Source organism: Streptomyces maremycinicus (assembly GCF_001184025.1).
Lineage (GTDB): Bacteria > Actinomycetota > Actinomycetes > Streptomycetales > Streptomycetaceae > Streptomyces > Streptomyces maremycinicus.
Genome location: NZ_BBYG01000009.1, coordinates 427860 through 440795, shown reverse-complemented (window position 1 = coordinate 440795; position 12936 = coordinate 427860). Strand labels below are relative to the sequence as shown.

The 12936-nt window shown below is 68.2% G+C and carries 16 protein-coding genes and 1 tRNA gene; 16 read left to right on the top strand and 1 reads right to left on the bottom strand.

The genetic code is table 11. The annotated features are described in order from the left end of the window. Window positions 1-1020 precede the first annotated feature (1020 nt). The 15 genes from AOQ37_RS06500 (at window position 1021) to AOQ37_RS06435 (ending at window position 11776) form a co-directional block, all read left to right on the top strand. Window positions 1021-1872 (top strand): helix-turn-helix domain-containing protein, encoded by an 852-nt coding sequence (locus AOQ37_RS06500; protein ID WP_078890028.1) that lies wholly within the window; start codon window positions 1021-1023, stop codon window positions 1870-1872. 96 nt (window positions 1873-1968) lie between these two features. Further along, window positions 1969-2370, top strand: a complete 402-nt coding sequence (locus tag AOQ37_RS06495; protein WP_062642096.1) for an ATP-binding protein — start codon at window positions 1969-1971, stop codon at window positions 2368-2370. Between the two features lie 175 nt (window positions 2371-2545). Beyond that, a complete protein-coding gene (locus AOQ37_RS06490; RefSeq protein WP_062642094.1) occupies window positions 2546-3397 on the top strand; it encodes a sigma factor-like helix-turn-helix DNA-binding protein in 852 nt (283 codons plus the stop codon). Continuing rightward, the gene (locus AOQ37_RS06485) at window positions 3394-4212 is read left to right on the top strand and encodes a hypothetical protein (RefSeq protein WP_062642092.1); all 819 of its coding nucleotides are present in this window, start codon (window positions 3394-3396) and stop codon (window positions 4210-4212) included. The genes AOQ37_RS06490 and AOQ37_RS06485 overlap by 4 nt, the downstream gene beginning before the upstream one ends. A 55-nt stretch (window positions 4213-4267) precedes the next feature. Next, window positions 4268-4729, top strand: coding sequence for an SUKH-4 family immunity protein (locus tag AOQ37_RS06480; protein ID WP_062642090.1), 462 nt, complete (start codon window positions 4268-4270; stop codon window positions 4727-4729). Between the two features lie 270 nt (window positions 4730-4999). Beyond that, on the top strand, window positions 5000-5347 hold the full coding sequence (locus AOQ37_RS06475) for an SCO3933 family regulatory protein (protein ID WP_054239926.1): 348 nt from the start codon (window positions 5000-5002) through the stop codon (window positions 5345-5347). Window positions 5348-5352: 5 nt separating this feature from the next. Continuing rightward, window positions 5353-6717, top strand: coding sequence for an FtsK/SpoIIIE domain-containing protein (locus AOQ37_RS06470; RefSeq protein ID WP_062642088.1), 1365 nt, complete (start codon window positions 5353-5355; stop codon window positions 6715-6717). An 87-nt stretch (window positions 6718-6804) separates the two neighbouring features. Next, window positions 6805-7506: a DUF2637 domain-containing protein gene (locus tag AOQ37_RS06465; RefSeq protein ID WP_062642086.1), complete on the top strand. Its 702-nt coding sequence runs from the start codon at window positions 6805-6807 to the stop codon at window positions 7504-7506. 15 nt (window positions 7507-7521) lie between these two features. Further along, entirely contained in the window at window positions 7522-7701 is a 180-nt protein-coding gene (locus tag AOQ37_RS06460; RefSeq protein WP_030795965.1) for a mobile element transfer protein, read from the top strand. A 15-nt stretch (window positions 7702-7716) separates the two neighbouring features. Next, a complete protein-coding gene (locus AOQ37_RS40785; protein WP_199824941.1) occupies window positions 7717-7872 on the top strand; it encodes a hypothetical protein in 156 nt (51 codons plus the stop codon). A gap of 20 nt (window positions 7873-7892) precedes the next feature. Beyond that, the gene (locus AOQ37_RS06455; RefSeq protein ID WP_062642085.1) at window positions 7893-8192 is read left to right on the top strand and encodes a hypothetical protein; all 300 of its coding nucleotides are present in this window, start codon (window positions 7893-7895) and stop codon (window positions 8190-8192) included. A 98-nt stretch (window positions 8193-8290) separates the two neighbouring features. After that, entirely contained in the window at window positions 8291-9658 is a 1368-nt protein-coding gene (locus AOQ37_RS06450) for a replication initiator (RefSeq protein ID WP_062642083.1), read from the top strand. Further along, window positions 9658-9828 (top strand): helix-turn-helix transcriptional regulator, encoded by a 171-nt coding sequence (locus AOQ37_RS06445; RefSeq protein WP_062642081.1) that lies wholly within the window; start codon window positions 9658-9660, stop codon window positions 9826-9828. The genes AOQ37_RS06450 and AOQ37_RS06445 overlap by 1 nt, the downstream gene beginning before the upstream one ends. Further along, window positions 9825-11198: a tyrosine-type recombinase/integrase gene (locus AOQ37_RS06440; protein ID WP_062642078.1), complete on the top strand. Its 1374-nt coding sequence runs from the start codon at window positions 9825-9827 to the stop codon at window positions 11196-11198. The genes AOQ37_RS06445 and AOQ37_RS06440 overlap by 4 nt, the downstream gene beginning before the upstream one ends. Before the next feature lie 194 nt (window positions 11199-11392). Continuing rightward, window positions 11393-11776, top strand: coding sequence for a DUF6083 domain-containing protein (locus AOQ37_RS06435; RefSeq protein WP_062642076.1), 384 nt, complete (start codon window positions 11393-11395; stop codon window positions 11774-11776). A 176-nt stretch (window positions 11777-11952) separates the two neighbouring features. Here AOQ37_RS06435 and AOQ37_RS06430 read toward each other — a convergent pair. Further along, window positions 11953-12024, bottom strand: a tRNA-Arg gene (locus AOQ37_RS06430). Window positions 12025-12144: 120 nt separating this feature from the next. On the opposite strand from AOQ37_RS06430, the gene AOQ37_RS06425 reads away from it, so the two are divergent. Next, window positions 12145-12696 (top strand): response regulator, encoded by a 552-nt coding sequence (locus AOQ37_RS06425; protein WP_374701481.1) that lies wholly within the window; start codon window positions 12145-12147, stop codon window positions 12694-12696. Window positions 12697-12936: the final 240 nt, after the last annotated feature.

The window sequence follows — 12936 nt, the reverse complement described above, 5'->3', positions numbered from 1 at the left end:
CTACGTGCGAATGCGAGGTCGAGACCTCCAGCCGATGCCTCCGCCCGCTCTCGCGTCCGCACTCATGCTGTCAGAGACGACCGACAGAAAGGAAAAACTCAGGCCCGCCGGCTCGGAGCCGCGGCCAGTCCCCGCCCCACCCGCATCGGCATCCACGCCCGCCGGCCAGGGGCGGCGTCGTTCAGCGGGTCTACCGGGTCTGCTGCCGGGTTGAGTGGCGCGTTCGGTCACGCGGCCTTGAGGGCCCGTGGGTCATGATCGTCTCGAATTTGACGGGGGTTGGCCGGCCGAGTGCGGCTTGTCTGTGGCGGCGGTGGTAGGTCCGCTCGATCCAGATCACGATCTACAGTTCCCACGTGGGTGGTCCAGCTCCGGCGGTCGGGGACGTTCTTGTGCAGCAGGCTGAAGGAGGACTCCATGGCTGCGTTGTCGCTGGCTGCCCCGACTCTCCCTATCGGTCCAGCCATCCGGTGACGATCGAGTGCTCGGGTTTTCCATTCGGAGTGGCTCGCCCACCGCCCTCCCTAGCTCCCATCCCGTCCGCCGTCGACCCACACGTCTGTGGAGCGGGCGTGGTTCATGGCGTCCAGGTGGAGCGCGCCACTGTACGAACGACCTGGACGCCATGGGCCGCGTCTGCTCGGCTCTGCCTGGGTCGACGGTGGTCGGGATGGGAGCACCCCGCGCACGCCACCACGGGCCCGCAGTCGGGAACGGCGCCCCCTCCATCCCGGTGCCGGCCGATCCCCCGCCGGAGGCATTGCTCTGACCATGGCCGTTCGCGTGCGGTACGCGCTCACGATCTTCGGCTCCTCCACCTCTGCGCGGCACGGACCCCGGCCGGGCTGGAGCGGGACGAAGGCAGGAGCGCAGGCCCGGCCGGGGTCCGGGTCGTGCGCGGGGAGCGGAGCGAGCCGCCTTGAACCAGTAGAGAAAGTTTGAATCATGGTTCTGCTGCGGTGGTGATCATCAAGGTCCATGGGCCCGGCTCCTGCTGCTCTGTGGTGTAGAACCCTGGGTATGGGGAGTGAGCGGCGGGAGTTGATGAAGGCCCTTGGGGTACGCCTTCGAGGGCTCCGGACGGAGGCCGGCCTGACGGGTGCTGTCCTGGCCCAGCGGGCTGGTGTGGGGCAGCCGACCGTGTCCAAGGTGGAGAACGGGCGCATGGTTCCCAGCCTCGATGTCCTGGGGCGCTTGTCGGTCGCCCTCGACCTGGACGAGTCGACCTCTCGTGAGGTGCGTGACCTCCTGGTCGCCGTGGAAGCAGCGCCGGACACGGTTGAGTTGTCCGACGCGGACGTTCCCGCTGGGGCAGTCCTTGACGAAGCCGTGCGGTCTGCTCGGCTGGTTCGCTCGTTCCAGTGTGTTGTTCTGCCGGCCATGCTCCAGAGTGCGGAGTACGCCCGGTACGTGTTCGCGAGTGCGCCGAACTCGACGCCTGAGGCGGTCGGTCGGGCTGTCGCGGCACGTGTCGAGCGGCAGAGTCTGTTGTACGAGCCGGGGCGGGAATCGGTGTTCGTGCTCACGGAAGCCGTGTTGCGGACGTGGCCGGGGAACCCCTCGCTGATGCTTGCCCAGTTCGACCGGCTCTTGGCTGTCGAGAGTCTCAGCACCGTGCGGCTCGGGGTGATCCCCTGGCGTCGGGCGGTGCCGGTGCTGCCTCGTCACGGGTTCACCTTGTGCGACGAGCGGGCGGTTGTTGTCGAGTCCTTCCGCGGTGAGCGGATCGTGGACGACTCCGACGAGGTTGCCGCGTACGAGGAGACCTTCCGGCGCTTCGAAGAGGCTGCGCTCTTCGGCTCTGAGGTGCGAGAGCTCCTGCTCCGGGTGATGCAGGAGTTCCGTGAGATGGAAGACTTCGCCACCCGTTAGAGGAATAATTCCTCAAGATGCCTGGCTCGTGAGTCGCGCATGGGAATACTCTGCTTGCTGTGTCGTCTAGCCCCCTAGACAAGGAGGAGTGTTCCCATGTCCCAAAGCTGGTGCCGCATGTTCCCCGGCCTGCCATGGCAGGTGGCGCAGGCCCGTCACTTCGTCGCCGCCCTGCTCGAGGATGAGCCCTCAAGCCTCGTCGATAGTGCCGTCCTAGTCGTCGGGGAGCTGGCGGCCAATGCCGTCCGGCACACACGGAGCGGCTGGTACCGCGGATGGTTCCTCGTGGCCGTCCACCTCCGTGACGACCTGATCTGCATCGAAGTCGTGGACCAGGGCGGCGACGAGGAGCCCCAGGTCCGCAGTGTGGCCCGGCACGTAGAAGAGGACGGCCGCGGGCTGATGATGATCGCGGCCTGCGCCAAAGACTGGGGAGTGAAGGACCGGCCCTCGGGTGCGCGCTGTGTCTGGGCCGAGCTGGCGCGGAACGGTACGTGATGGGCCGCTGCTCGACGGTCGTCCGTGGTGGCCTCGTAGGCAGTGGAGGGTGAGCCCCCGCGGGGTGCCTCGGCGGCGGGCCGCGTTCTATGTGATCGGTGTTCATTCGGGAAGGCGACTCCCGCCCATTCCGTCTAGGGCCCTAGACTCCTGGGTACTTCTAGGAGGTGTGGTCATGTCGGACGAGTTGCAGCGGATCATGGCGATCGATGATCCGTACCTGCTCCTGCGTGAGGTCACGACACGGTTGGCCGACGCGCAGCAGGAGGTGACCGAACTCGCCCGGCTCCGCCGTCGTGTGGTTCAGGACCTCCACTCGCAGGGACTGTCGTACGCGCAGATCGCCGAAAAGGCCGGCCTGAGCCGCGGGCGGATCCATCAGATCCGGCATACCGGCCCGGCGCCTGAGGGCGCGTTCCTCGGTGCGGGTGCCGTCACGGTTGTCACTCCGCTGCGGTGGGACGACGAGAAGAAGCGCACGGTCGTGGCCATGGCTGACGTGAACTCCGGGAAACGCTTGGAGGAGCTGGCCAAGTCTTACGGGCTCGACGTCGGCTCCGGCAATGTGCTCGTCAGCGGTGAGATCGACCTCAACCGTGACGGCCTGGTCGTTGTCTGCGGGCCGGGAATGTCCCAGGACATGAGCGACCTGTACGCCCAGGACCCGGTACTCAGCTGGGAACACCCGGACGGCGAACCGTGGGCACTGGTCGATCGCCGTACCGGGACGGCGTACCGCGCTGGACAGGACACCGACTCCAACCGCCCGTACGACGTCGGATACCTCGGTCGGCTGCCCCGCCCGGACGGCAACGGCTCGGTGCTCGCCCTCGCCGGCATCCACACCGAAGGATCCCTCGGCGTCGTCCAGCTGCTCTCCTCCGACTTGAGCACGCTCTGGGGCCAGGTGGGAGAGCATCACTTCTCCACGCTGGTCGGTGTTGAGTACGACCCCGAGACCGGCGAACCGCAGTCCGTCGAACTGCTCACCCCGCTCTACCGGCACGACGAGGAGACGACGGCGTGAACGTCGCCCTCGCCTCACTGCCTGCTGAACCGGGGCGGGAAAACGAGGACTTCGCCGCTGCGGCTGCCGGGGCTGCTGTTCTCCTGGACGGGGCCGGGGTGGCTGGGGCGGAGACCGGGTGCAGGCACGGCATCGCCTGGTTCTCCTCGACGCTGGGCGGGGTGCTGCTGAGCAGCATCACCGCACACCCTGCCCGGCCGCTTGCCGATTGCCTGGCCGACTCGATCCGGGTCGTTCGGTCCCTGCATGAGGCCAGTTGCGATCTGACCTATCGGGCCAGTCCGACCAGTACCGTCGTCGCCGTCCGGATTGGCGCGGGAGCTCTGGAATACCTCGTACTGGGTGACTCGACGCTCCTTCTCGCCGACCAGAACGGGAAGGCGACCGCCATCACTGACCAGCGCTTGGACGAGGTCGGTAAACGACTTCGCGGCCCGGTCGACGAATTGCCCACCGGCTCACCCGAACACGCTGCCGCCCTGGCCCGGTACCGCGATGCCCTGACGGGGCTCCGCAACAGGCCGGGCGGCTTCTGGATTGCCGGGCCCGATCCGCAAGCGGCCGAGCATGCGCTTACGGGGGTGGCGCCGCTGGACTCGCTGAAGTCCATGACCCTGCTCAGCGACGGCGCGACCCGACTTGTCGATTCGTTCGACCTGATCACTTGGGATGGGATGTTGACCATTCTCAGCTCGTCCGGACCTGATGAACTGGTCCGCCAGGTGCGCGAGGCTGAGGCCAGTGACCCCGTAGGCAGGCGCTGGCCGCGTGGCAAGACGCGCGATGATGCCACGGCGCTGCATTGGGTGTTGTGACGTCGTAGGTGCACCGGCTTGGTGAGGTGCCGGCGGTACGGGCTAGGTTCTCGGCATGAACGACGCTGAACTTGCCTCACTCTTGGTGGGGTGTGCTCGCTGCCCCTACGACGGGGAATGGCAGGAGCTTCCGTTCACGGAGCGCGCGGTGGACGGTGCGCGGTACGCCCTGGTGGCGGTTGATCCGGGGCTGAGCGCGCTCGGCGTACGGCGGGACGACGGCTCACTGTGGCACTTGCCTGAGGGCAGCGCTCCACGCCTCGTGAACTCCAGCGTTGAGGCGTTCGTCGCCTTCAATCGCGCGTTTGAGGATGCCGCTGGCGAGGCCGATGCATACGAGGGGGTCAGCGATGATCTCTCTGACGACGAGATCGTAGATGCGGCCGAGCGGGCCGCCGACGCGCTCACGGAAGGGTTGCTCAAGCGGTTCCGGGCGGTTGACGCCGCTGCCGTGGCCGATGAGAACTCCTTCTGGCACATCGGAGCCGAGGAACTGGGCTACGGCATGAGCGTGTAGCCCCGCAGGACGTCGGGGCGTGCTGGAGTTGCTAGAGGCCTCGGAGGGTGGCCGGCCTGGCTGACCGTGGCTGACGTCACCGGACGCTTGGTATTCGGGTGCAGACTGACTCTTTCGTATACCCCCCTAGACAGTTGACGGTCCGTCGGTCTAACGTGGTCGTCAACCCCCCTAGACAGTTCGGGCGGGTCACCCCTCTGATGTCTAGGGGGGTATCCAAACCCAAGCGGTGCGGAGTGAACGCACCGCCAACCATGTGAGGTTCACGAAATGCGTGTCATCCCCGTAGACGTCTCGGCCGCGACGCTCCTCGTCACCAAGCTGCCCGAGGTCAAGGTGAAGGACCGTCAGACCGGTGAGATCGCTGTCGACCCGGTGACCAACGACCGGCTCATGGTGCTGGAGCTGGTGTTCATCGCGGCCGGCGGTTCGGACATGATCAAGGTCACCGTTCCCGAGAAGGGCATCGGTGAAGGCCTGGTGATGGGAGCTCCGGTCATCCTGCCCGGCCTGATCGCTCGGCCGTGGGAGAGCGAGTTCGGCGGGCGGATGCGTCACGGCATCGCCTACCGCGCGGACGCGGTCATGGTCAACGCTCCGGCTCCGGTGCAGGGCTGAACGCCATGACCAACACCGTATGGACGCTGACGCTGTGCCTGCTGGCACTGGCCGCCCTGCTGGTTCTGCGCCGCCGCGCACCGGTCGCGTTCTGGTGGCTGGTCGGCTACCCGTTCGTCGCGCTGCGCGTGCTCACCACCTACCGGGCCACGATGGACGCGTGCGGTCTGACGGTCCCGGCCTCGGCCGTTCGTCGGGCCACGGCCCGGATGATCGGACGGGAAGCCGCCCCCGTGCCGCCTCGGCGGTCGCTGCCGTGGCCGACCGGGTCCGGGCTCGTCATGCGGCTGCGCATGGCGACAGGGCAGGCCCCCGAGGACTTCATGGCTTCGGCCGACCGGCTGCGCCACGCCTGGGCCGCGCACGCCGTACACATCCGTCCGACCAAGCCGGGCTGGCTCGAACTGCGCCTGATCGGCTGGGACGTTCTCTCCGACGTGCAGCCCGCACGGCGGTGGAAGCAGCGCGGGCCGCTCACCCTTCCGCTGGCGCTTCGGGATGACGGACGGTGGTACGTGCGGGACTTCCGTGCCGTGCCGCATGAACTCATCCTCGGCGCGACGCAGTCCGGCAAGTCCGTGTACCTGCGGAACCTTGTGTGCGGCCTGGCCAGGCAACGGGTCGTGCTTGTCGGGGTCGACTGCAAATGGGGCGTGGAACTGGCTCCGTTCGCACCCCGGTTGTCCGCGCTCGCCGACACTCCGGACCGGGCGAACGAACTCCTTGACGTCCTGCTGGAAGAGATGGAGGCACGGTTCCGTCTGATCGGTCTGTCGTCCGCTGCGGGACCGGATGCCGTGCTCACCTCGGACGTGTGGGGGCTGCCGGACGCGGTGCGCCCGGTGCCGGTCGTGGTCGTCGTCGACGAGGTCGCGGAACTCTTCCTCGCCGCGAGCCGCGACGACGAGAAGCGACGCGACGCCATGGTCACCAAGCTGATCCGTATCGCCCAGCTCGGCCGTGCGGCCGGCATCTACCTCGAAGTGTGCGGGCAGCGCTTCGGCTCCGAACTCGGCAAGGGCGCGACCATGCTCCGTGCCCAGCTCACCGGCCGCATCTGCCACCGCGTCAACGACGAATCCTCGGCGAACATGGCGCTCGCCGACATCTCTCCAGAGGCGGCCCTCGCCGCCACCTCCATCCCGGCCGAACGGCCCGGCGTCGCGATCGTCGGCGACTCCTCCGGCGGCTGGTCCCGTGCCCGCTCACCGCACCTGTCCCTCGACGAGGCGGCGGCCGTCTGCCGTGACACGTCGGCACTGGTGCCGGAACTGCCCCGCCTCGACTCCTTCCGGCCCGCCGTCGCCGTCGAGTCCTCCAAGGCGTTCGCCCCGGCCGGCGTGCCTACCGCCCGCCCGGTGACCGAGTAGCCGCACCACCTTCCCCACGGTCGGCGCGACCGCCTCGCGCCAACTCCCTACCCCTCCCATGCCTCGAACAGAAAGGAACCCGAGCCGATGCGTGCCCAGTTGGCCCGTGTGGACGCCGTGATCGTCCAGGCCGTGATCGCGGGTGCCTTGTCCTTCTCGCACCTTCACGACCTCGCCGAAGCGGCCGGACAGGGCGGCTGGAAGGCATGGGCCTATCCCGTCTCCGTCGACCTGCTGCTCGTCGCGGCCTGGCGTCGGATGCGGGAACAGCAGCGTGCCGGGCAGCAGGCCGGGGGACCGCGGCTGTGGTTCCTGATTGCCCTGGCCGCATCCCTCGGGGCCAACATCGCCACTGCCGGGCTCCTTGACCTGGACGACGTCCCCGCGTCGCTCCGCGTCGTGGTGGCCGGCTGGCCCGCCGTCGCCTTCTTCGGCGGAACCCTCCTCGCCCATGCACCACGCATCGTCGAGTCGCTGCCGGTTGCCGTGATCCCCGAGACGGACGGTGAACCGGTCCCCGTTCAGGCCGTGGTCGACGCCCCCGACCGTGACGCCCTTCCAAAACCGGTCGCCGAGCCGGACCCCGACACGGAGTCGCCCACACCGTCCGCGCCGGTCGCGGCTCCCGCAGCCCCGGCAGTCACCTTGCCGCCCGCCCTCATCGACCGCGCCCAAGCCCTGGCCGAGCAACACCGCGCCACGACCGGCCTCGCCGCCGACCCCGACGACGTCCGCGCCCGGCTCGGCCTGCCCCCGTCCATGACGGCCTCTGTCGCCGCTCACCTCTGAGAAGGGGCGAACCCCGTGAACCCGCGCTTCCGCAACGTCCGCCGCATCGGCCCGGTACAGGTCGCCTCGTACATCGCCCGCGGCCGTAACCGCCACCTGGCGGCCTGCACGGCCCCGCGCTGCGACTTCTCCACCGAGTACGACAGCCGCGCCGCCGCCGAACTCGCCGCCCGCACCCACCGCTGCAAGGCCTGACAGGAGACCGCTGCCATGACCATCCCGCTCTGGTTCGCCGTGCTCGTCGTCGCCGTCCTCGGCATCCAGCTCGCCCGCCCGCCGTGGTGGCTGGTCGCTCTGCTCCTCCTCGGCGGCTACCTCGTCGCCAACAGCGTCCTCGCCCCCGCCGTCGCCACTCTCCTCGACTGACCCGCAGAAGGGACCATCCCGTGTTCACCCCCAAGTACCCCCGCCCGGACACCGCCCCGATGCCCGCCACCACGCCCCCGCCGGTCTACAACCCCACCGCCTATGCCCCGACCCCGGTTCCGGCGGCGCCCGCCGCCACCCGACCGGCGGTCCAACTCACCCCGGGCAGCGTGCTGACCCTCGCCGCCGGTGGGGGAGCCCTGGTCCTGGTCGTCGGCGCGGTCCTGGTCTCCATGCTCCTCGCCGTGGCCATCACTGCCGCTTCCGTGGCCGTCTGCGCCGTCGTCATCCGCTCGATCCTCAAGAGCGACCGCCGCTGACCTCATCTGCACAGCACCCCGGCCTGCCCATGCTGTCTAGCCCCCTACGCAGGCCGGGGTGCCCGTCCTGAACTTCCGCCCCAAGGAGGCACCCGCACATGCGCCCCGAGGCTCCCACCGGAGCGATCCGCCAGTTGGCAGCCCTCGCCCAGCACGGCGACCTCAGCGCCTACGCACACCAGGTTCAGCGACTCGGTGGCTGCGAACGGCCCGTACGGATGGAGGGGTCCCGCCTCGACGTCCACGCGGCAACCGGCGAAGTCGTCCGCGAAGTCCTCGACCGCGACCTTCCGGCCGGACAGCTCCTCATCCGCTGCAACAACCGTCGCGCGACCCGCTGCGCCGCCTGCGCCGAGGTCTACCGCAAGGACACGTACCACCTCGTCACGGCCGGCCTGAGCGGCGGCAAAGGGATCGGCCCGGCCGTCGCCCAACACCCCCGCGTCTTCGCCACCTTCACCGCCCCGTCCTTCGGTCCCGTCCACAACCGGCCCGGCGGCGGTCGCTGCCGCTGCGGACGCCTCCACCCGGACGATGACCCCGCCCTCGGCGCCCCGCTCAACCCGGAACGCTACGACTACCGCGACGCCGTCCTGTGGAACGCACACGCCGGTGCCCTGTGGGCCCGCTTCACCACCTACCTGCGCCAACAGATCGCCTCCCGCGCGAACGTCACCCGCTCCGAACTGCGCCACTGCCTCAAGCTCTCGTACGCCAAGGTCGCCGAGTACCAGCGACGCGGAGCCGTGCACTTCCATGCCGTGATCCGCCTCGACGGCCCGGAGGGTGCCGAGGACTCTCCGCCCGTCTGGGCCACGACAGAGCTCCTCGCCGACGCGATCCGCTCGGCCGTCCGGCTCGCCGAGACTCCCGGCCCGACCTTCGACGGCCGCGCCCACACCTTCCGCTTCGGCAAGCAGCTCGACATTCGCCCCATCCGCTCCGCCGACTTCACCGGAACCACCGACTTGACCAGCCGGGCCGTCGCCGCCTACATCGCCAAGTACGCCACCAAGGGAGCGGAGAGCGCGACCGGCACCATCGACCGCCCGATCCGCAACCCGATCACCGACCTGATCGGCACGGACGTCACCGACCATGCCCGCCGGATGATCCTCACCTGCTGGCACCTCGGCGGGCTGCCGGAACTCGAAGAACTCCGGCTGCGTAAGTGGGCTCACATGCTCGGCTTCCGCGGCCACTTCTCCACCAAGTCCCGCGCGTACTCCGTCACCCTCGGTGCCCTCCGCCAGGAACGCGCCGACCACAACGAAGCACTCACACGCGAACGCGCAGCCCTGGCCGGCCACCCCCTCCCGGACCCGGACACCGTCCTCGTCCTCTCGCACTGGCGCTTCGCCGGTACCGGCCTGACCGCTGCTGAATCCTGGTTCGCCACCTCACGGCGACCCGACACCTCGAACACGGAAGGAGACTCGTCGTGGACCGCCGACGAGACGAACTGATGACCGTTCCGCAGATCCTCGTCGAGCTGGGCGGAGTCTCCCGGCGCACCTTCTACCGCTGGCGGGAACTGGGATACGGGCCAGCCGCGTTCAAGCTGCCCAACGGGGAGCTCCGCGTCTGGCGGAGTGACTTCACTACGTGGCTGCGACAGCTGGAGGCTGCTGCGTGAAGTCTCTCGATGTGAAGGTGTGGGGTGTTCGCAAGAGGAACACGAAGAAGTCGTCTTATGACGTCCGGTGGATTGTTGCCGGGAATGTGTTCTCCGATCAGTTCCGCACCAAGGGGTTGGCTGATCACTACCGTTCCAAACTCCTCCGGGCTGCCCATGCTGGTGAAGAGTTCGACACGGTCACGGGTCTGCCTGACTCGATGATCGAAAAAGCGGCCTCGACGAGCTGGTACGCCTTCGCTCTCAAGTACCTCGCTATGAAGTGGCCTCATACGGCCCCCAACACGCGTAGCGGGATCAACGAGTCGTTGACCGCGGTGACCATGGCGCTTCTGGACGACCGGCCGGGCCGGCCTCCTGAGGAGCTGATCAGGAAGACACTGCGCAATTGGGGCTTCGTCCTGCCTGGCCCCGATGATCGCGACTTGCCGGACGACGTCGCGAGCGTGCTGCACTGGGTCTCGAAGGCATCGCGTCCCCTGGCCGACCTTGGGGACGCCGCCCTTGCCAGGGCTGTCCTGGACTCGCTGAAGCTGAAGCTTGACGGAACCGCGGCTGCTGCGGAGACCGTACGCCGAAAGCGACGCACGCTCGTCAACGCCCTGCACTATGCAGTGGACCTCGGAGAGTTCAAAGAGAATCCGATCACTGGAATTCGGTGGAAGAAGCCGAAGGTCGCGGGGGAAGTCGATCCGCGCGTGGTCGCCAATCCTGAGCAGGCGCGTTCCCTGCTGACCGCTGTCTCGTACGTCGGCGGATATGGCAGGGCCCGCGGCCGCCGACTGGTCGGCTTGTTCGCCTGCATGTACTACGGCGCCTTCCGACCCGCCGAGGTTGTGGGACTCACGGAAGCGGATCTGAAGCTGCCTGAAGCGGGCTGGGGTACGGCGCTTCTTCACCGGACCCGGCCCACTGCCGGCAAGCAGTGGACGGACTCCGGGGAGACGCATGACGACCGTGGCTTGAAGAACCGGCCCGCTGAAGAAGTCCGGCCTGTGCCGATCCCGCCTCAGCTTGTTGCCATTCTGCGACAGCACCTCGATGTCTTCGGGACCGCCGAGGACGGGCGGATGTTCACCAACGAGCGTGGGGGAGTGGTCGGCTCGTCGACCTATTACCGCGTCTGGCAGGAAGCCCGACTTCTGGCGCTTCCGCCGGCCGCCGTCGCCTCGCCGCTCGCTGCGCGGCCGTATGACTTGCGGCACTCGGCGCTGTCCACCTGGCTCAACTCCGGAGTGGATGCGACCGAGGTTGCCGAACGGGCGGGCAACAGTGTGGAAGTCCTGCTGTCTCGCTATGCCAAATGCATCGATGGTCGGCAGGAGGTGGCCAACCGAAAGATCGAGGAGCTGTTGCGCGAGTACGAGTGATCGCACACCGAAGGCGTCAGCCCCCAGCCCGCTTGGGCCGGGGGCTTCGCCATGTCTCGGCCGCGTTTCGTCGGCCGGTAGGTGCTGGTTGCACCTGCCGCGTCGTGTCTCTTCTCATCGGCGCACTGCCACCCCAGGTGTTCCGTCTGGTTCGTGCTCTACGCCTTGGCCGACAGCCTGGCGACCCTCACGTTATGGGGGCTTTAAGTGAGAAACCGCGCCGATTAGGCAGTGGGCAGAGCCAGTGCCCTTACTGCGGGCTGATGCAGGATCGAGTAGCGACGCTTGAGCAGGACTGGGTGCTGTTGGAGCCGGACATGCGTCCGCTGGCCCACACGGTGCCGGCGGAGCACCGCTGGATCGAGTTGTCTGATGGGCGGGTCACGGTCTACGGAGTGTGTCCGCCGGACCAGTTCCAGCGGTGCCGCGTCGAACACCGCCTCGCCTGTCCGCAGCAGGCTCTGCCGGATCTATGGCCGTGGTTGACCAGCCTGCGAGGGGAGAACGCGCGACAGGTGGAACGGCGAACCGACCCAGAGCCGCCGCTGCCTCCCGAGGAGTGGCCGGACGCCGGCTGACTAACGCGGCTGAGAATCCTGGGGCTGACCAGGGCAGATAGCCCAAGATCTTGTCCACGCATAGTCCACAGACCGCGTCATAGGGTCGCTGTGAGCTGCATACGCCTGCACATACGCGAAGACCCCGGCCTCAGCGTTTCCGCTGGTGACGGGGTCTTTGGGCACCTAAATCAAGGTGCCCCCGGCAGGATTCGAACCTGCGCACACGGCTCCGGAGGCCGTTGCTCTATCCCCTGAGCTACGGGGGCGTGTCGGTCGTGAGGTGTTGCTCGCGGCGACGGGTAGAACACTACCAGCTCGCTCGGGGTGTTCATGAACGGGTTTCTGCGGGTCCGGGGAGGGGTGTGGGTCGCCCGCACGGGGTGGAAGTGGGGAAAACCCGGACGCGGTGGCCGGTCCGGACCTACTCTCGAGTTGTGCCAGGCGCGTCGGGCCGGGTGCTTGTTGTGGACGACAACAAGGTCATCCGGCAGCTGATCAGGGTCAATCTCGAGCTGGAGGGCATCGAGGTCGTGACCGCGGGCGATGGTGTCGAGTGTCTGGATGTCGTTCATCAGGTGCAGCCCGATCTTGTGACGCTCGATGTCGTCATGCCCCGGTTGGACGGGTTGCGTACCGCCGCCCGGCTGCGTGCTGATCCGCGGACGCGTGATCTTCCGCTTGTCGTCATCAGCGCCTGTACGCAGTACGAGGTCGAGGCCGGTCTCGAGGTCGGCGTCGACGCGTTCCTCGCCAAGCCCTTCGATCCTGCCGAACTTGTCTCCGTCGTCGGGGAATTGATGGAGCGTGGAGCGATTCCGGGGCGGGAGTCGGGGCTCGGGATCGGGACCGTCTTCGGGGCAGGGGCAGGGGCAGGGGAAGGTGTGGGTGTGGGGAAGGGTCTCGGGCCGGGCGGCGCCGGCCCAGGGACGGGCGACTAGCACCGCTGCCAGCACCACTTCTGAGACCTGACCGCATCCCGTGCCTCAGTCCACCCAGGACACCCCGACCGCACCAACGACACCCAACGCGCAGCCACGACATCCGGTCGCACCCAGGACACCCTGTGCCTCACTGGACCCGACCCACCCGGTACGTCCAGTCCGCCATCACGTCTCCAGATCAGTCCGGGGGCTGGTCGTCGCCGCGGTCTCCGTGGTTCCGCTCCCCGGGACCCCTCG